Source organism: Leclercia sp. W6, from assembly GCF_003336345.1.
Classification (GTDB): Bacteria; Pseudomonadota; Gammaproteobacteria; order Enterobacterales; family Enterobacteriaceae; genus Enterobacter.
Window position 1 is genome coordinate 4,059,579 of the sequence record NZ_CP031104.1, and the last position, 18,599, is coordinate 4,078,177.

Consider the following 18,599-nt stretch of genomic DNA (forward strand, 5'->3'; position numbering starts at 1 on the left):
GTTTGAACTGGGCAGTTTCTAAACAATCGCGCGGTAGTATAAAGGCAAGCCTGTAGCATTGATATAGCCGTTATCCCCCCGGACGATAAGGAGATCGTGAAACATGGTATTTAAAACATGGCGAACAGGCGTTCATATTCAACAGGATAAGGTACTGGCCGTCGCGCTGGTACGCAGAAAGTCGGGCTGGGGGCTGCGCCGCTGGTGGCAGCTCCCCCTGGCGGAGGGCATTATCCGCGACGGGCAAATTCTTCAGCCCGAACAACTGGCTGCAGCGCTGCGCGAGTGGCGGCAATGGCTGCCTTATCAGCATCAGGTACTTCTCGCCTTTCCGGCCGCACGCACCCTGCAACGCACCTTTCCGCGCCCGGCGATAACCCTGCGCGACAGCGAAGAGACGGCCTGGATTGGCGCGGCCTTGAGCCGCGAGCTGGAGATGGCATCCGATGCCCTGCGTTTTGATTATGCGGAAGATACGTTCAGCCAGGGGTATCAGGTTACCGCGGCACAAAATAAAGAGATCGCCACGCTGCTAGATCTGGCCCGGGTGTTGCGTCTGCGGCTGACTGCGATCACACCCGATGCCGGGGCGCTGGCCCATTTTCTGCCTTTTGTACACGCGCCTGCCCAGTGCGTTGCCTGGCGCGATCGGGATCAATGGCTATGGGCGATGCGTCACCAGTGGGGCAGGCGTGGGCTGGCGGAGGCGCCCGATATTGAAAGCCTTGCAGCCCTGCTGGCGCTAGGGGTTGAGGAGATCGCCTGCTGCGATATGCGCAATTTCGACCCCTGGAACGTGTTGTCCCACCGGCAACCGCCGCTGCCTGAAAATGGCGCGGATTTTAGCGTCGCACTGGCGTTAGCGCTGGCGACGGAAGGCTATGCGCGATGAGCGCGGCCAACCTGCTGCCGTGGCGTCAGCAACAAAAACGCCACTGCCTGCGCTTCTGGGGCTTGCTGTTCACCGGCTCGCTGCTGGTAACGCTGGGGCTCTGGACCGCCCGGCGGGCCGACGCCCCGCTGCAGGCGCAGGTTTTCGCGCAGCGACAGGCCAGCGATGTGGCGCTGAGGCAGGCGCTGGCGCAGCGGCAAAAGCAGTGGACGGCGCGTATTGTTCAGCGCCAGCAACAGCAGATTTGGGCGCAAAAAAAAGCGCAGACGGAGGCCTGGCAGACGATCCTCATCGCCCTGGCCCGCGCCCTGCCGGAGCAGGCATGGCTGGCGCAGCTTCGTTTCCAGCACTCCACGCTCTCCCTGAGTGGATACGCCGCCACGTTACCGGCGCTTGCGGCGCTGGAGACGGCGCTACGCCAGCTGCCGGGGTTTACCCCTACCACGCCCGGCGAGATGCGCCAGGACGCACAGGGGCGCTGGCAATTTAGCTGGGCGCTGACCCGCAAGGAGGAGGCTGATGCGGATCCCTCCTGACCTCTGGTACGCGTTGTCCCCGCGCTGGCGCTGGCTGTTCTGGGGCCTCAGCTCAGGGCTGATGCTGCTCTGTGTGCTCGGGGGGCAGCTACGCATGCAGCAGCAACAGCTCGCCACGCACCAGGCTCAGCACGCGCGTGACGCGGCGATCAACGGCCGCTTATGGACCGCGGTGCGTAAGCTCTCGCCCGTTGAGGAGGCGCCATCGTCCGTGGCGTTGCGCCCCTTTTCACCGCTGGAGTTCGATACCGGTGAGCTATACATGGTGCGCTGGCAGCCCGTCAATGCGGGAGGCGAACTGGTGGTCGAGGCGGTATGGGGGCAGATACCCGGGCTGTTTGCCACTCTCGCCCAACGCGATGTGGCGGTGGCGCGTTTTACGCTCCAGCCAGAACAGCAAAAGCTGCGCCTCACCCTGCAACTGGAGCGCCAGAATGCGGGTTAGCCGTGGCGTACTGCTTCTGCTGCCGCTTCTTCTCGGCATGCGCGATCCGTTTCAGGCTCCGGTGTCACGCTGCCCCAACGCAGCCCTGAGCCAGTGGCGTTATGCCGGGCTGGTCTCCGGCGCGGTGCCGGTAGGCATCGTCAGGGATGAAAAGTCCCGCTGGTTGCGGGTGCGTCGCGGCGACACGCTGCCCCAGGGCTGGCGGGTAAGGGTGCTGAATGAAAAGGAGTTGGTCATCGACACGTCTGAGGCGTGTGAACCGCCGTTATGGCGATGGCAACGACAAGGAACGAAACAGGATGAAAAGAGGGATGGTGGCATTACTGCTGATCGGCGGCCAGACGCTGGCAGCGGAACCGTTGGCCGTGAATCTGGTCGTGGATGATGTGCCGGTCGCCCAGCTTCTGCAGGCCCTGGCGGAGCAGGAGAACCGCAATATGATTATTGCACCAGACGTGAGCGGCAATGTCTCTTTGCGTCTGCAAAAGGTGCCCTGGTTACAGGCGATACAGACGGTGGTGACCAGCGCCGGGCTGGTGATGCGCCAGCAGGAGGGCATCTTTTATATCCACAGCGCCGCCTGGCAACAGCAACAGCAGGCCAGAAAAGAGGCGGAGCGCGCTAAGCGTCAGCTCAGTGTGCCGCTGGAGGCGCGCAGTTTTTCTCTCTCCTATGCGGATGCGGGCGATCTTAGGCAGGCTGCCGAAAAGCTCCTCAGCCCAAAAGGCAGCCTTGCGGTGGACAAACGCACTAACCGTCTGCTGGTGCGCGACAGTCGGGCTGCGCTGGATGCGTTACAGCACTGGGTGGAGCAGATGGATCTGCCGGTAGCCCAGGTCGAGTTGGCGGCACACATTGTCAGCATGAGTGAAAAAAGCCTGCGGGAGCTGGGCGTGAAGTGGAGCCTGGCGCAGGCGCAGCAGCCTGGTAAGCCCGGAGAGCTGACGATACTCAACAGCGATCTTGCGGTGACCAACGCCACTACGCAGGTGGGTTTCACTATCGGCCGGATTAATGGCCGGTTGCTGGACATTGAGCTTTCCGCCCTGGAACAAAAACAGCAGGTGGATATTATCGCCAGCCCGCGTCTGCTGGCGTCGCACATGCAGCCTGCCAGCATTAAACAGGGGAGTGAAATTCCCTACCAGGTCTCCAGCGGAGAGAGCGGCGCGACGTCGGTGGAATTTAAAGAGGTGGTGCTGGGCATGGAGGTGACCCCGGTGGTTCTGGCCAATGGACGCGTACGCCTGAAGCTGCGCATCAGCGAGAACAGCCCGGGCCAGGTGCTAAAGCAGGCCGACAGTGAAACCATGACGATAGACAAACAGGAGATCGAAACCCAGGTAGAGGTCAAAAGTGGTGAAACGCTGGCCTTAGGCGGAATTTTTTCTCAGAGACATAAAAGCGGGAGTGAAAATGTGCCAGGCTTGAGCCGTATCCCCATCCTGGGGCAGTTTTTTCGCCATCAGGGTAAAGACAACGAGCGCCGGGAATTAGTGGTTTTTATCACCCCTCGTCTGGTTACGACCTCCTGATATGCGGCAACGCCCCACGTGATTTTGCATTCTGTTTGTTGCAGATGTTTGACGTGGGGCATTAATTAGCATACAAGGAGTACCGATTTGAGAATCAGCCTACTCAATCTCACACCTTAACAACTTAAGCGGCAAGCAGGGTGATTTATTCTGTTGCCAAACAAGCTGGAGTATTGAGATAATTTTTAGTCTGACTCTCGCTCTATCGCATATGAGGTTTCAGTTCATGTCCTGTTACGCCAGGTGTCGGCGAAGCGGGTTTACCATTAACGAATAGTCTTAGTAGTACCGAAAAAATGGCAGAGAAACGCAATATCTTTCTGGTTGGGCCTATGGGTGCCGGCAAAAGCACTATTGGGCGCCAGTTAGCTCAACAACTCAATATGGAATTTTACGATTCTGATCAAGAGATTGAGAAACGAACCGGAGCTGATGTGGGCTGGGTCTTCGATGTAGAAGGCGAAGAGGGTTTCCGTGACCGAGAAGAAAAAGTTATCAATGAACTTACGGAAAAACAGGGCATTGTGCTGGCTACCGGCGGCGGCTCTGTAAAATCTCGCGAAACTCGCAACCGTCTCTCCGCCCGCGGTGTCGTGGTCTATCTCGAAACGACCATCGAAAAACAACTGGCGCGTACGCAGCGTGATAAAAAACGCCCGTTGCTGCAGGTTGAGACGCCTCCACGTGAAGTTCTGGAAGCGCTGGCTGATGAACGCAATCCCCTGTACGAAGAGATTGCTGACGTTACCATTCGCACAGACGATCAGAGCGCTAAAGTGGTCGCAAACCAGATTATTCATATGCTGGAAAGCAACTGATTCTGGCTTTATATATACTCGCCTGCGGGTAAAAAGTATTTAAGGTGGATGTCGCGCTATGGAGAGGATTACAGTCACTCTCGGTGAACGGAGTTACCCTATCACTATCGCGGCTGGTTTGTTTAACGACCCAGCTTCCTTCTTACCACTGAAAGCGGGTGATCAGGCAATGCTGGTCACCAATGAGACGCTGGCTCCGCTTTATCTCGACCGCGTACGTCAGCTGCTTGAACAGGCTGGCGTGAAGGTCGACAGTGTGATTCTGCCTGATGGCGAGCAGTATAAAAGCCTGACGGTACTTGATACCGTCTTCACCGCATTACTGCAAAAACCACACGGTCGCGACACAACACTGCTGGCATTAGGCGGCGGTGTTGTTGGCGATCTGACGGGGTTTGCGGCGGCAAGCTATCAGCGTGGCGTTCGTTTTATTCAGATCCCGACCACGCTGTTGTCGCAGGTTGACTCTTCTGTTGGCGGCAAAACCGCCGTAAACCATCCGCTTGGCAAAAACATGATTGGCGCGTTCTATCAGCCCGCGTCGGTGGTGGTGGATCTCGACTGTCTGCAAACGCTGCCTAAGCGCGAGCTGGCATCTGGCCTGGCGGAAGTGATCAAGTACGGCATTATTCTCGATGGCGAGTTCTTTAGCTGGCTTGAAGAGAATATGGACGCCTTATTGCGCCTGGATGGTCAGGCGATGGCGTACTGTATTCGCCGTTGTTGTGAGCTGAAAGCAGAAGTGGTTGCCGCAGACGAGCGCGAAACAGGCTTACGTGCTTTACTGAATCTGGGGCACACCTACGGGCATGCTATCGAAGCCGAAATGGGCTACGGTAACTGGCTGCATGGCGAGGCCGTGGCGGCAGGGATGGTGATGGCCGCTCGCACCTCGGAGCGCCTGGGTCAGTTCAGCAAGGCGGATACACAACGCATTATCACGTTGCTTGAGCGTGCCGGGTTACCGGTGACGGGGCCGCGCGAAATGTCAGCGCAGGCCTACTTGCCGCACATGATGCGTGATAAAAAAGTATTAGCAGGCGAGATGCGTCTGGTACTCCCGCTTGCAATCGGAAAGAGTGAAGTTCGTGGCGGTGTGCCGCACGATGTCGTTCTTGGCGCTATTGCTGATTGCCAGCAAGCGTAACTATTAGAAAGGTCCGGCTGCGGTAATACGTAGCCATTTTGCTTCAGGTGATGTGCAAAGTCGTAGGCATAAGCCTTTTAGTGGGGTGTTAAATGGATGAATTCAAACCAGAAGACGAGCTGAAACCCGATCCCAGCGATCGTCGTACTGGTCGTACTCGCCAATCTTCAGAACGTGATAACGAGCCGCAAATCAACTTTGATGAGGTCGATCTGGACAATGACGATCCTCGTCCTTCGCGTGGCCGCGCCGCCCGCGACGAGCGTGAAGAAGAGGATTATGAGTCCGAAGATGATTCAATGGACGAAGCGCCCGTACAGCGTCGCCCGCGCAAGCGTAAGGCCGCTGCGGCGAAGCCCGCTTCCCGCCAGTATATTATGATGGGCCTGGGTGTGCTGGTCCTGCTGCTGCTGATTATCGGCGTCGGCTCCGCACTGAAAGCCCCGTCCACCTCGCCTGCTGAACAAACTGCTTCTGGCGAGAAGAGTATCGATCTTTCCGGCAGCGCTGCCGACCAGGCAAATGGCTCGCAGCCAGCGCCAGGCGCCACCTCCGCGGAGAATACGCAGCAGGAGATCTCTCTGCCGCCTGTTGCCTCCACGCCGACTCAGGGCCAGTCTCCGGCTACGCCTGAAGGCCAGCAGCGCGTTGAGGTTCAGGGCGATCTGAATAACGCCCTGACGCAGCCACAGAGCGAGCAGCAGGTTAACAACGTGGCGGTGAACTCCACCCTGCCGACCGAGCCTGCAACCGTGGCGCCAATCCGTGGTGCTAACGGGCAACAGCAGACGGCGGCCGCAGAATCTGCGCCACGTCAGACTAAACCTGTGCAGCATCAGGAGCGTAAGCAGGCGGTGATTGAGCCGAAGCGTGAAGCGAAGCCGCAGCCTGTTGCGAAAGCAGAAGCGCCAAAAGCAGCCGCGCAGCCGAAGCACACTGAAACGGCAACCAGCGCCCCGGCGAAAGCGCCTGCGACAACTGCGACGGCACCGAAAGCAACGCCAGCGCCGACCGCAACAGCATCGACGCCAGCGGCGAGCGCCCCGGCGGCTTCTGCCAGCACCGGTAAATCGACAGGGAACGTGAGTTCACTGAAGTCTGCGCCGTCCACCAACTACACGTTGCAGCTGAGCAGCTCTTCCAGCTATGACAACCTCAACGGCTGGGCGAAAAAATCGAACCTGAAAAACTTTGTTGTCTACGAGACCACCCGTAACGGTCAGCCATGGTATGTGCTGGTAAGCGGTGTGTACTCATCGAAAGACGAAGCAAAACGTGCGGTTGCCACACTGCCAGCCGACGTTCAGGCGAAAAATCCGTGGGCGAAGCCGATCCGTCAGGTTCAGTCCGATTTGAAGTAATCTGTGAAGCGCAGGATGCTGTCGGAGCTTTCTCCACAGCCGGAGAAGGTGTAATCAGTTAGTCAGCATGAAAAAAAATCGCGCTTTTTTGAAATGGGCAGGGGGGAAATACCCCCTGCTCGATGATATTCAAAAACACCTGCCAGACGGCGAGTGTCTTGTCGAACCCTTTGTTGGTGCGGGCTCGGTATTTCTCAATACCAACTACACCCGCTACATCCTTGCGGATATCAACAGCGACCTGATCAGTCTTTACGAAATCGTAAAAGAGCGTACCGATGAGTACGTCGATGAGGCGCGCAAGCTCTTTACGCCAGAGAACAACACCCCGGACGTTTACTATCAGCATCGCGCTGAGTTTAATCAGTGCCAGGATAAGTTCCGCCGTGCGCTGCTGTTCCTCTATCTTAATCGCCACGGCTACAACGGCCTGTGCCGGTATAACCTGCGTGGTGAATTTAACGTGCCGTTTGGACGCTACAAGCGCCCCTATTTTCCTCAGGCCGAGCTGTATCACTTTGCTGAAAAAGCGCAGAATGCGGAGTTCCATTGCCTCTCGTATGAAGAGTGCATGAACCTTGCTGACGCCAATTCGGTGGTTTACTGTGATCCACCGTACGCACCTCTGTCTGCTACGGCGAACTTTACCGCTTATCACACCAACAGCTTTAGTCCTGCCGAGCAGGCGCATCTGGCGGGGATGGCGGAAAAGCTGGTCAGCAAAAGTATCCCGGTGTTAATTTCGAATCACGATACGCCCGATACGCGCGAATGGTACAAGGCCGCGAAGCATTTTCAGGTCAAAGTCCGGCGCAGCATCAGCAGCAACGGCGGCACACGTAAAAAGGTGGACGAACTGCTGGCTCTCTATCTGCCCTGAGCCGTTTCGCCCGCCGTTAAACAAAGTTCAAGGAGATGCGGATGAAACAGTATTTGATTGCACCCTCAATTCTTTCGGCTGATTTTGCCCGGCTGGGCGAAGACACCGCGAAAGCACTGGCTGCCGGTGCGGATGTCGTTCATTTCGACGTTATGGATAACCACTACGTGCCTAACCTGACCATCGGCCCGATGGTCCTGAAGGCGCTGCGCAATTATGGCGTTACCGCACCTATTGACGTGCACCTGATGGTGAAACCGGTCGATCGCATCGTGCCAGATTTTGCCGCCGCAGGTGCCAGCATCATCACCTTCCATCCTGAAGCCTCCGAACACGTTGACCGTACGCTACAGCTGATCAAAGAGCACGGCTGTAAGGCGGGCCTGGTCTTCAATCCGGCCACACCGCTGAGCTACCTGGATTACGTCATGGACAAGCTGGACGTGATCCTGCTGATGTCCGTTAATCCGGGCTTTGGCGGGCAGTCTTTCATTCCGCAAACGCTGGATAAACTGCGGGAGGTGCGTCGCCGTATCGACGAGTCTGGCTTTGATATCCGTCTCGAAGTGGATGGCGGCGTGAAGGTCAGCAATATCGGCGAAATCGCGGCGGCGGGGGCAGATATGTTTGTCGCGGGTTCGGCTATTTTCGATCAGCCGGACTACAAAAAAGTCATTGATGAAATGCGCAGTGAACTGGCGAAGGTAAGTCATGGATAATTTGCAGGCAATTCGGGGTGTTGCATTTGACCTCGACGGTACGCTGGTGGACAGCGCACCGGGTTTAACCGCGGCGGTCGATCAGGCGCTGTACGCGCTGGAGCTGCCGGTGGCGGGCGAAGAACGTGTGGTAACGTGGATCGGTAACGGGGCCGACGTGCTGATGGAGCGCGCGCTGACCTGGGCGCGTCAGGAGCGTGCTGTTCAACGTGCGGCGCAGGGCAAACCGAGTGTCGATGATGCAGACATCCCCCAGGAAGAGCAGGTGCGTATCCTGCGTAAGCTGTTTAACCGTTTTTATGAAGAGACGGTGGAAGAGGGCAGCTTCCTGTTCCCGGATGTGGCCGCTACGCTGAGCGCGCTGCATGCTCAGGGTCTGCCGCTGGCGCTGGTGACCAACAAGCCGACGGCGTTCGTTGCCCCACTGCTGGAAGCGCTCGATATCGCCCACTATTTCTCGGTTATTGTCGGCGGCGACGATGTGCAGAACAAGAAGCCGCATCCCGAACCGCTGCTACTGGTGGCAGGAAAATTATCCTTAACGCCTGAAGCGCTACTCTTTGTGGGGGATTCGCGTAATGATATTCTGGCTGCCAGGGCCGCAGGCTGCCCTTCCGTTGGCCTGACCTATGGTTATAACTATGGTGAATCCATTACGCTGAGTGAGCCGGATTTTGTCTTCGACCACTTCAAAGATTTGTTGCCCGTTCTCGGGCTTTCGCACAGTGAAAATCAGGAATTGAAAAATGACTAAGCCCATCGTATTTAGTGGCGCACAGCCCTCAGGTGAACTGACCATTGGCAACTATATGGGTGCGCTGCGTCAGTGGGTCAGCATGCAGGATGAGTACGATTGCATTTACTGCATCGTGGATCTGCACGCTATCACCGCGCGTCAGGATCCTGAGAAACTGCGTAAGGCCACGCTGGATACGCTGGCGCTGTATCTGGCCTGCGGTATCGACCCGCAGAAAAGCACCATTTTCGTTCAGTCGCACGTGCCGGAGCATGCGCAGCTGGGCTGGGCCCTGAACTGCTACACCTATTTTGGCGAACTGAGCCGCATGACCCAGTTCAAGGACAAATCGGCCCGCTATTCTGAAAACATCAACGCCGGTCTGTTTGATTACCCGGTGCTGATGGCCGCTGACATTCTGCTGTACCAGACCAACCAGGTGCCGGTGGGTGAAGATCAGAAGCAGCATCTGGAGCTGAGTCGTGATATCGCCCAGCGCTTTAACGCGCTGTATGGTGATGTCTTCAAAGTACCGGAGCCGTTTATTCCGAAGTCCGGTGCCCGCGTGATGTCCCTGTTGGAGCCGACTAAAAAGATGTCCAAGTCGGACGATAACCGCAATAACGTTATCGGTCTGCTGGAAGATCCGAAATCGGTGGTTAAAAAGCTCAAACGTGCGGTTACTGACTCAGATGAGCCGCCTGTGGTGCGTTACGACGTGCAGAACAAAGCGGGCGTCTCTAACTTGCTGGATATCCTCTCTGGCGTAACGGGCCGCACCATTCCGGAGCTGGAGCAGCACTTCGAAGGCAAAATGTACGGCCATCTGAAAGGTGAAGTGGCGGATGCGGTCTCTGGTATGCTGACTGAGCTACAGACGCGTTATCACCAGTTCCGCAATGACGAAGCCTTCCTGCAGAAGGTGATGAAAGAAGGCGCCGAGAAAGCCAGCGCACGTGCCTCTGAAACGCTGAAAGCGGTCTACGAAGCGATTGGATTTGTGGCGAAGCCTTAAGCTTGTTTGCCGGGTGGCGGCTTCGCCTTACCCGGCCTACGGGAAATAAAAAAACCGGGAATTTCCCGGTTTTTTTATTGCCTGCGAAACGATTACTGATTTGCTGCCGGGCCGCAGCCACCGATGATCTTGGAAATAGAGATCGCCGGGTGGAGCAGGTAATCGTAGCTGCAGTTATTTTTAGTGTTTTGCACGTGGCCAGTGCACGCCGTCAGGGTTGTTAAGATGCCTGCAACCAGGGCAATCTTTGCCAGTTTGAACATAACGCTTCCTTGTCTGTAACTTGAGGGAATATATAGAAAATGTGCTTTCGCGGAAGGTATGTTATCGGCAGCGTCAGGAGAGGAGTAGTCCATTACAGGACTACTCATTTAGCGGGGAATATGTTCAGCCTGACCTAGTGGTTTGAAAACCAGTTGAGTTTGTCACGCAGCGCCACCACGCGACCCACCACGATCAGCGCCGGGCTTTCAACCTGCTGCGCCAGCTCGCCCAGTTGGGTTAACACGCCGCTGACCACGCGCTGTTTAATCGATGTGCCGTTTTCCACCAGCGCAACCGGCATTTCCGCATCCATGCCATGTTCCAGCAGTTTCGCCTGTATCGTCGCCGCCTGGTTCAGCCCCATATAGAAGACCAGAGTTTGTTTCTCTGCGGCCAGATTGTGCCAGTCCAGTTCACTGCCGGTTTTCAGGTGGCCGGTCACCAGACGCACGCTCTGGGCGTAATCGCGATGGGTCAGCGGAATGCCGGAATAGGCGGAGCAGCCGGAGGCAGCGGTAATGCCCGGCACCACCGAGAAGGGAATGCCCGCTTCGCACAGCGTCTCCAGCTCCTCGCCGCCGCGCCCGAAGATAAAGGGATCACCGCCTTTCAGCCGCACCACGCGTTTACCCTTCTGAGCTTCACGCAGCAGGATCTGGTTAATCTCTTCCTGCGGAACGCAGTGATAACCGGCGCGCTTGCCGACAAACACCCGATCGGCATCCCGGCGCACCAGGTTCATAATGTCGTCAGAGACCAGGCGGTCATAGACCACGATATCCGCCTGCTGGATCTGCTGTAGCCCTTTCAGGGTTAACAGGCCGGCATCACCCGGACCGGCACCCACCAGCACCACTTCGCCCCGGTGATCGAGCGGGGCATTGATCAGTTGCTCGGTGGTTTCATCCACGGCCTTGTGATCCTGATTCGCCAGCGACTGCGCCAGCCGGTCGTTCACAAAGAATTTTTCCCAGAAACGACGGCGTTCGCCCACGGTGGCAAACTGCTTTTTCACACGGCTTCGCAGCTGCCCCGCATAGTGGGCCACCTGGCCTAAATGCTGCGGCAGAATGGCCTCCAGCTTTTCGCGTAGCAGGCGCGCAAGCACCGGCGAGGTGCCGCCGGAGGAGACGGCGACCATCAGCGGCGAGCGGTCGATAATCGACGGCATGATAAAGCTCGCCTCTTTCGGCGCATCCACCACGTTGCAGAAGATTCGGCGAACTTCACAGGCGTCGCTGACGCGCTGGTTAACCGCATCGTCGTCGGTGGCGGCGATGGTCAGCCAGCAGGTATCGAGCAGCGTTTCGTTGAACTCACCCTCCACGAGGGTGAGCATCCCTTCCTGCGCCCACACGGTGAATTGCGGGGCGAAGTCGAGGGCATTGACGGTAAGTCGGGCACCTGCGTCTAACAGCAGGCGGGCTTTGCGTTCAGCCACATCGCCACCACCTACAAGCAGGCAGTTACGATTTCGTAATTGACAGAATATTGGCAGGTGATCCACGACATTACCTCTTACTGGTTGGCTTTCGCCTGAACGGTTGCGATGGTTGCAGGAGTCGGACGCTCCGCTTTAGGGGTAGCATACCAGTAACCCCAACCCATAAATACAACCCCGGAAAGGGTATTGCCAAGCGTTACCCACAACAGGTTATGGCCAATACCTGACAGGGTGTACGCTTCGCTGTGGTGACCGAACCAGGAGAGGGCAAACAGCGTCATGTTGGCGATGGAGTGTTCGTAGCCAGAGGCGATAAAGGCCAGCAGACACCACCAGATTGCGATGAACTTCGCGGCGCCTTCAGTACGGATTGCCATCCAGATAGCCAGGCAAACCAGCCAGTTACAGAGCGCGCCTTTAAAGAAGAGCACCATCGCCGGGGCGGTAGTTTTTGCCAGCGCGACGGTGTGCACGAGGCTGGTATCGACCGGCAGCAGGCTTCCACCGCCCCAGCTATACAGCAGCGCGACAAACACCGAGCCCACCAGGTTACCGAGCCAGGTCTGCGGCAGAATGCCCCACATCTGGCCCTGAGTGATGGTGCCGGCTTTTACGCCGAGCGTCAGGAACATGGTGTGACCGGTGAACAGTTCAGAGCCAGCAATAATAACCAGGGTTAACGCGATCCCGAAGGTGGCGCCCATCACCAGCGGACGCACAGATGGGTCGACGAGGTTACCAAGAGTGAAAATTAAAATGATCCCCAGGCCGACATAGGCGCCCGCCATGGCGGAGCTGATCCAGAAGCCGAGAGGACTGTTTTTACTGAGGCGTGCAATTCGGGCAGCGTTAGCCGCACACTTATTAATGGTGTCTGTAAACATTTGATTATCCAGAATAGTAATGAAAGAAAAAATAAATACGTTGTAGGCCGGATAAGGAGCCTGCTCCGCCATCCGGCAACTGCCCGGCGGCGCTGCGCTTGCCGGGCCTACAAAATCAAAATCAAAACAAATAGCGGGGGCGTTGCGCCCCCGTTTCAATCAGCCTCGCAGCTGCACCTTGCCGTCCTTCACGCGAACGTCATAGTGCTTCACGGAGCGGGTTTCGTCTTCCATACAGTGGCCGTCGCTCAGGCGGAAACGCTGCTTTTTCAGCGGGCTGGCAACCCACAGCTCGCCCTGATGCTCAGCGATAATCCCACGGGAAAGCACGCTGGCCTCAAAGAACGGGTCGATATTGCTGATGGCAAAAACCTGTTCGTCGTAACGCGGACGGAAAATGGCAACCTGCTCATGACCTAACAGCGCGCACACGCCGGTGGCAGGCAGGATCTCGTCGATATTGCAGATATTGACCCACTGGCTCATACGTTTTCCTCCACCAGCGTGACCGGAATACGTTCATATGGCGTTGCCGGGCGATGTTGCTCGCGCTCAGGCACGACCTGCACGCTCGGATCGCGCTGGTTGCTGTTGATAAAGTGTTTGAAGCGAACCTGCGCCGACGGGGTGTTGACAGTTTCAGTCCATTCGCAAATCACGGCGTCGCGCAGGCGAGCCATCTCTTCTTCCAGCGTCGCGTTCAGGCCGAGCTTGTCGTCGATGATGACGGACTTCAGGTAGTCGATGCCGCCTTCCAGGTTATCCAGCCACGGCGCGGTACGGGTCAGTTTGTCCGCGGTACGGATGTAGAACATCATGAAGCGGTCGAGGTATTTGATCAGCGTTTCACGGTCGATATCCGCCGCCAGCAGATCTGCATGGCGTGGTTTCATCCCGCCGTTACCGCAGACGTACAGGTTCCAGCCTTTCTCAGTGGCGATGATACCCACATCTTTACCCTGCGCTTCGGCACATTCACGGGTACAGCCAGAGACGCCGAACTTCATTTTGTGCGGGGTGCGAATGCCTTTGTAGCGGTTTTCCAGCTCGACGCCGAAGCCGACGCTGTCGCCCACGCCGTAACGGCACCAGGTGCTGCCGACGCAGGTTTTCGCCATACGCAGCGCTTTGGCATAGGCGTGACCGGTTTCGAAGCCCGCTTCTATCAGCTGACGCCAGATTTCCGGCAGGTCATCTTTCTGCGCACCAAACAGGCCGATACGCTGGGAGCCGGTGATTTTGGTGTAGAGGTTAAATTCGCGGGCGATGCGGCCCACCGCCACCAGCCCTTCCGGGGTGATTTCGCCGCCGGCAGAGCGTGGGATCACCGAGTAGGTACCGTCTTTCTGGATGTTCGCCAGGAAGTTGTCGTTAGTGTCCTGCAGCGGCGTGTGCTGTGGTTTGAGCACATACTCATTCCAGCAGGAGGCCAGCAGAGAGCCGACGGTCGGTTTACACACTTCACAGCCGTAACCCTGGCCATGTTTTTGCAGCAGCTCGTCGAAAGATTTAATGCCTTCCACGCGGATCAGGTGGTACAGCTCCTGGCGAGAGTAAGCGAAGTGCTCGCACAGGTTGTTGTTCACTTCGATACCCTGTTTCGCCAGCTCGGCGTTGAGCACCTGGGTCACCAGTGGGATACAGCCGCCGCAGCCGGTGCCGGCTTTGGTTTCCGCTTTCAGCGCCGCCACGGTGTGGCAGCCTTTGTTGATGGCAGAAATCAGCATGCCTTTGGTGACATCGAAGCAGGAGCAAATCTGCGCGCTGTCGGGCAGCTTATCGACACCGATAGAAGGTTTGCCGCTGGCCGCATGAGCAGGCAGGATCAGCGCGTCCGGGTTCTCCGGCAGTTCGATAGCGTTCAGCACCAGCTGCAGCAGGTTGCCGAAATCGCTGGTGTCGCCCACCAGCACCGCGCCGAGCAAGGTTTTGTTATCTTCGCTGACGATAAGACGTTTATAGACCTCTTTGCTTTCGTCGAGATAGACGTAGCTGCGGGAGTTTGGCGTACGGCCATGCGCATCGCCGATACCGCCTACGTCCACGCCCAGCAGTTTCAGCTTGGCGCTCATGTCCGCGCCTTCGAAGGCGTTTTCATTGCCGAGGATATGGTCAACGGCCACCTGCGCCATTTTGTAGCCAGGGGCGACCAGACCGTAGACGTGGTTTTCCCAGCTGGCGCACTCGCCGATGGCGTAGATATCCGGATCGGAGGTCTGGCAGGTAGAGTTGATCATGATGCCGCCACGCTGGGCAACCGCCAGGCCGCACTGGGTGGCCAGCTTGTCGCGCGGACGAATACCGGTAGAGAAGACAATAAAGTCGACTTCCAGCTCGCTACCGTCGGCGAAGCGCATGGTTTTACGCGCCTCGGTACCTTCCTGCACGATCTCTTTGGTATTTTTGCTGGTGTGAACTTTCACACCCATGCTCTCAATTTTGCGTTTGAGCTGCTCGCCACCCATGTGGTCAAGCTGCTCTGCCATCAGCATCGGGGCAAATTCGATGACGTGAGTTTCAACGCCTAAGTTCTTCAGTGCGCCAGCGGCTTCGAGGCCGAGCAGGCCGCCGCCGACCACCGCGCCACGTTTACTGCGACGGGCGCAGGATTCGATAGCGTTGAGATCTTCAATGGTGCGATAGACGAAGCAGTCCTGGGTTTCCGAGCCTTTGATCGGCGGGATCCAAGGATAGGAGCCAGTCGCCATGATCAGCTTGTCGTAAAAAACCGTGCGTCCCGCACTGGAATGAATCACTTTTTCCTGACGGTTGATGGTGATAGCGCGCTCGCCCACCAGCACCTTCACGCCATGTTTCTCGTAAAAACCTTCGCGCACCAGAGAGAGCTCCTCGGCGGTGTGGTGAGAGAAATAGGAGGAGAGGTGCACGCGGTCGTACGCCTTACGGGGTTCTTCACAGAACACGGTAATGTCGAACTGGGCGGCATCGGCTTTATCGAGAAGATCCTCAATAAAGCGGTGACCGACCATGCCGTTACCGATAATAGCGAGTCTGACTTTGCTCATTTTTGCCTCGATTTCTTTTCTATTACTGCCTACCTTAACGATTCAGCAACGGCGCTTATTGATGCAAATCAAATACGCCTTCAACTACTCCTTAGTGGGTAGATGACTGATTTGTCAGGTTTTTTATAAGTCGTGGAAATCGCAGGCTTTTCATAATCGATGATTATGTGTACAAATCAGGAGGCTAATTTTTAATTTCAGCTACTCCTGAATTTCAGCCCCCATCTTAGGGAGAATATGATGTCTACAGCACCGCTTTGGCTTATTCAGAACGTCCGTTTACCTGGCCGTGACGGCTTTTGGCAACTGGCTATTGAGAACGGTCGTTTTGGCGAAATCACCCCGACGGGCGAAAAGCAGGATGAGAGCTATGAAGTGTTGAATGCCCGCGGAGGGTTAGCCATCCCGCCTTTTATCGAACCGCATATCCACCTGGATACCACCCAGACCGCAGGTGAGCCGAACTGGAACCAGTCCGGGACGCTGTTTGAAGGCATAGAGCGTTGGGCAGAGCGTAAGGCGCTACTCAGCCATGAGGATGTTAAAGCCCGGGCCTGGAAAACCCTGAAGTGGCAGATCGCCAACGGCATCCAGTTTGTGCGCACCCATGTGGATGTCTCCGACCCGACGCTGACCGCCCTGAAAGCGATGCTGGAGGTGAAGCAGGAGGTCGCCCCGTGGGTGACGCTGCAGATTGTGGCCTTCCCGCAGGAAGGGATTCTCTCTTACCCGAATGGCGCGGCGCTGCTGGAAGAGGCCTTAAAGCTGGGGGCGGATGTGGTGGGCGCCATCCCGCACTTCGAATTCACCCGGGAGTATGGCGTGCAGTCCCTGCATATCGCCTTTGAACTGGCGAAGAAGTACGACCGGCCGCTGGATATTCACTGCGATGAGATCGACGATGAACAGTCACGGTTTGTCGAAACGGTGGCGACGCTGGCGTATGAGGCCGGGATCGGCCCGCGCGTCACTGCCAGCCACACCACCGCCATGCACTCTTACAACGGGGCTTACACTTCGCGGCTGTTCCGCCTGCTGAAGCTCTCCGGGATTAACTTTGTGGCCAATCCGCTGGTGAATATCCATCTCCAGGGGCGCTTTGATGATTATCCGAAGCGGCGCGGCATTACCCGCGTGAAGGAGCTGCTTGAGGCGGACGTCAACGTCTGCTTCGGTCATGACGACGTATTTGATCCGTGGTATCCGCTGGGCACCGGCAATATGTTGCAGGTTCTGCATATGGGGCTGCATGTCTGTCAGATGATGGGGTATCAGCAAATCGATAGCGGACTTAACCTGATCACCCATAACAGCGCCAGAACGTTTGGGCTGAGCGATTACGGTATTGAGACGGGGAATCCGGCGAATCTGGTGATTCTGCCCGCGGAAAGTGGCTTTGAGGCGGTGCGTTGCCAGGTGCCGGTGCGCTGGTCGATTCGTCAGGGCAGGGTCATTGCCGCCACGCAGTTAGCCCAGACCTGGGTGCAGATGGACAGCGGTGGGGAAGAGGTATGCTTTACCAAAAACAGCCCCTTCACTGAGCGCAAAGGGGCATAAGGATTAGTGCGTCGCTGCCGCCGCGTTATGCTGGCGGTGGCGGGTGACGAAGCCCAGCACCAGGCACATCACAAATACCACGGCATAAAGACCATTGGCGGTGTGTAATGCTGCCAGCGGGCCCTTGTGCGCTACAATCGGGCCGGTCACCACGAAGGTCAGCATAGTGCCGATGGTGCCGCAGGTCAGCACGAAGTTAACCAGCTTCGGCGAGGCCACTTTGGTCTGCAGGGAGCCCAGAGTGATGATCGAGGTGTAAATGGCGCTGGAGAAGAAGCCGAGCGTCAGGATAAACCACGGCATCTGCTCCGGGGAGCCGTTGATAAAGAGGTACATCAGCACGGTGGCGACGCCCGCCAGCACGGTAAGGATCCGCTGCAGGTCAAAGAAGCGCAGGATAAAGCTGAACGCCCACATGCCGAACATGTACGACATCCAGAAGTCACTCACCAGCTTACCGGCATCGTTCAGGCTCATCCCCAGACCTTTGGCATACTCCGGTACCCAGGAGATAAAGCCCAACTGGCCCAGGATGTAGCAGAGGGCGGCGACAGAGAGGAACAGGACGCCAATCCCCCATTTTTCTTTTACCACCGGCTCGCTGGTGGTCTGCGCTTTTTTGCCCAAAACCGGGAAGTCACAGCCGAAGGTCAGAATAAAGATCGCCACATAGACCAGACCAATGCAGGCGTAGACCCAGTACCACTCAATGCTGCGGGCCAGCAGCGCGGCGGCCACAATCGGGAAGATCATCCCTGCCATGCTGAAGAAGGAGTCGGTGAAGAGCAGTCGCGCGCCGCGCTGGCGGCCTTCATACATGTGGGTGATGAGGAATGTCCCGATGGACATGGTGATGCCGCTGACCAGACCCAGCACAAACATGGCGGCGGAGAACAATGCGATGCTGTGGCTGAGCATCAGACCCGCCACGGCAAGGACCATCAACACAAAGCCAAAACGCAGCTGCGTTTTCAGCGGGACGATTTCCATCAGCCAGGCATTGAGAAAAATGGAGATCAGGATCCCGGCGTTAAGAAAGGTGAAGGTGTTACTCATGCTGGAAACGGGCAGGTTGAAATAGTCTGCGATATTTCCCATCACCATCCCGGTGACAATTACCAACGCACCGGTGAGGGCGTAGGAGAAGAAGCTGATCCATGTGAGCTTGATACGATTGCTGTTAGTCATGACTGGCCTGTGAATAGAAGTGTAAAGCGCATTGACGGCGCTGCGAGCGGCCAGATTTTAATCGTGAATGTGATCTAATTAAATATTTTAGGACAAATTAATCATTCATTGCATAAAAAAGGGTGATATTAATCACGTTAAGGTCGCTGGCA

19 protein-coding genes are annotated in these 18,599 nt (G+C 56.9%); 13 read left to right on the forward strand and 6 right to left on the reverse strand.

What is annotated here, in order from left to right; translation table 11 throughout:
- The first annotated feature begins 103 nt into the window (after positions 1–103).
- From DVA43_RS19780 to trpS, 12 genes are all read left to right on the forward strand, one after another.
- Positions 104–892: a DNA utilization protein HofM gene (locus DVA43_RS19780; RefSeq protein WP_114316519.1), complete on the forward strand. Its 789-nt coding sequence runs from the start codon at positions 104–106 to the stop codon at positions 890–892.
- Positions 889–1,428, forward strand: coding sequence for a PilN domain-containing protein (locus DVA43_RS19785; RefSeq protein ID WP_114316520.1), 540 nt, complete (start codon positions 889–891; stop codon positions 1,426–1,428). Before DVA43_RS19780 ends, DVA43_RS19785 begins: the two co-directional genes overlap by 4 nt.
- Positions 1,412–1,873: a HofO gene (locus DVA43_RS19790; protein ID WP_114316521.1), complete on the forward strand. Its 462-nt coding sequence runs from the start codon at positions 1,412–1,414 to the stop codon at positions 1,871–1,873. Before DVA43_RS19785 ends, DVA43_RS19790 begins: the two co-directional genes overlap by 17 nt.
- Entirely contained in the window at positions 1,863–2,258 is a 396-nt protein-coding gene (locus DVA43_RS19795; RefSeq protein ID WP_114316522.1) for a HofP DNA utilization family protein, read from the forward strand. Before DVA43_RS19790 ends, DVA43_RS19795 begins: the two co-directional genes overlap by 11 nt.
- Positions 2,173–3,408: a DNA uptake porin HofQ gene (gene hofQ, locus DVA43_RS19800; protein ID WP_114316523.1), complete on the forward strand. Its 1,236-nt coding sequence runs from the start codon at positions 2,173–2,175 to the stop codon at positions 3,406–3,408. Before DVA43_RS19795 ends, hofQ begins: the two co-directional genes overlap by 86 nt.
- 296 nt (positions 3,409–3,704) lie before the next feature.
- Positions 3,705–4,226, forward strand: coding sequence for a shikimate kinase AroK (gene aroK, locus DVA43_RS19810; protein WP_003861630.1), 522 nt, complete (start codon positions 3,705–3,707; stop codon positions 4,224–4,226).
- A 58-nt stretch (positions 4,227–4,284) separates the two neighbouring features.
- Positions 4,285–5,373: a 3-dehydroquinate synthase gene (gene aroB, locus DVA43_RS19815; protein WP_103177302.1), complete on the forward strand. Its 1,089-nt coding sequence runs from the start codon at positions 4,285–4,287 to the stop codon at positions 5,371–5,373.
- A gap of 92 nt (positions 5,374–5,465) precedes the next feature.
- Positions 5,466–6,734, forward strand: coding sequence for a cell division protein DamX (damX, locus tag DVA43_RS19820; protein ID WP_114316524.1), 1,269 nt, complete (start codon positions 5,466–5,468; stop codon positions 6,732–6,734).
- Positions 6,735–6,801: 67 nt separating this feature from the next.
- Positions 6,802–7,614: an adenine-specific DNA-methyltransferase gene (dam, locus tag DVA43_RS19825; protein WP_114316525.1), complete on the forward strand. Its 813-nt coding sequence runs from the start codon at positions 6,802–6,804 to the stop codon at positions 7,612–7,614.
- Between the two features lie 41 nt (positions 7,615–7,655).
- The gene (rpe, locus tag DVA43_RS19830; protein WP_114316526.1) at positions 7,656–8,333 is read left to right on the forward strand and encodes a ribulose-phosphate 3-epimerase; all 678 of its coding nucleotides are present in this window, start codon (positions 7,656–7,658) and stop codon (positions 8,331–8,333) included.
- On the forward strand, positions 8,326–9,087 hold the full coding sequence (gph, locus tag DVA43_RS19835; protein ID WP_114316527.1) for a phosphoglycolate phosphatase: 762 nt from the start codon (positions 8,326–8,328) through the stop codon (positions 9,085–9,087). The genes rpe and gph overlap by 8 nt, the downstream gene beginning before the upstream one ends.
- Positions 9,080–10,084 carry a tryptophan--tRNA ligase gene (trpS, locus tag DVA43_RS19840; RefSeq protein ID WP_114316528.1) on the forward strand — a complete coding sequence of 335 codons (1,005 nt, stop codon included), beginning with the start codon at positions 9,080–9,082 and terminating at the stop codon, positions 10,082–10,084. Before gph ends, trpS begins: the two co-directional genes overlap by 8 nt.
- A 92-nt stretch (positions 10,085–10,176) precedes the next feature.
- On the opposite strand, the gene DVA43_RS19845 is transcribed toward trpS, so the two are convergent.
- The 5 genes from DVA43_RS19845 to nirB all read right to left on the reverse strand — a co-directional run bounded on the left by DVA43_RS19845 (position 10,177) and on the right by nirB (position 15,702).
- Entirely contained in the window at positions 10,177–10,347 is a 171-nt protein-coding gene (locus tag DVA43_RS19845; protein WP_032614785.1) for a YhfL family protein, read from the reverse strand.
- A gap of 134 nt (positions 10,348–10,481) precedes the next feature.
- Complete coding sequence (gene cysG, locus DVA43_RS19850; RefSeq protein ID WP_114316529.1) at positions 10,482–11,855, reverse strand: siroheme synthase CysG; 1,374 nt, start codon at positions 11,853–11,855, stop codon at positions 10,482–10,484.
- Between the two features lie 11 nt (positions 11,856–11,866).
- Entirely contained in the window at positions 11,867–12,676 is an 810-nt protein-coding gene (nirC, locus tag DVA43_RS19855; RefSeq protein ID WP_114317174.1) for a nitrite transporter NirC, read from the reverse strand.
- A 159-nt stretch (positions 12,677–12,835) separates the two neighbouring features.
- The gene (gene nirD, locus DVA43_RS19860) at positions 12,836–13,162 is read right to left on the reverse strand and encodes a nitrite reductase small subunit NirD (RefSeq protein WP_114316530.1); all 327 of its coding nucleotides are present in this window, start codon (positions 13,160–13,162) and stop codon (positions 12,836–12,838) included.
- Positions 13,159–15,702, reverse strand: coding sequence for a nitrite reductase large subunit NirB (gene nirB / locus DVA43_RS19865; protein WP_114316531.1), 2,544 nt, complete (start codon positions 15,700–15,702; stop codon positions 13,159–13,161). Before nirB ends, nirD begins: the two co-directional genes overlap by 4 nt.
- Before the next feature lie 240 nt (positions 15,703–15,942).
- Between nirB and DVA43_RS19870 the strand changes: the two genes are divergently transcribed.
- On the forward strand, positions 15,943–17,259 hold the full coding sequence (locus DVA43_RS19870; RefSeq protein ID WP_114316532.1) for a cytosine deaminase: 1,317 nt from the start codon (positions 15,943–15,945) through the stop codon (positions 17,257–17,259).
- 3 nt (positions 17,260–17,262) lie between these two features.
- On the opposite strand, the gene tsgA is transcribed toward DVA43_RS19870, so the two are convergent.
- Entirely contained in the window at positions 17,263–18,447 is a 1,185-nt protein-coding gene (gene tsgA / locus DVA43_RS19875; protein WP_114316533.1) for an MFS transporter TsgA, read from the reverse strand.
- Between the last annotated feature and the right edge of the window lie 152 nt (positions 18,448–18,599).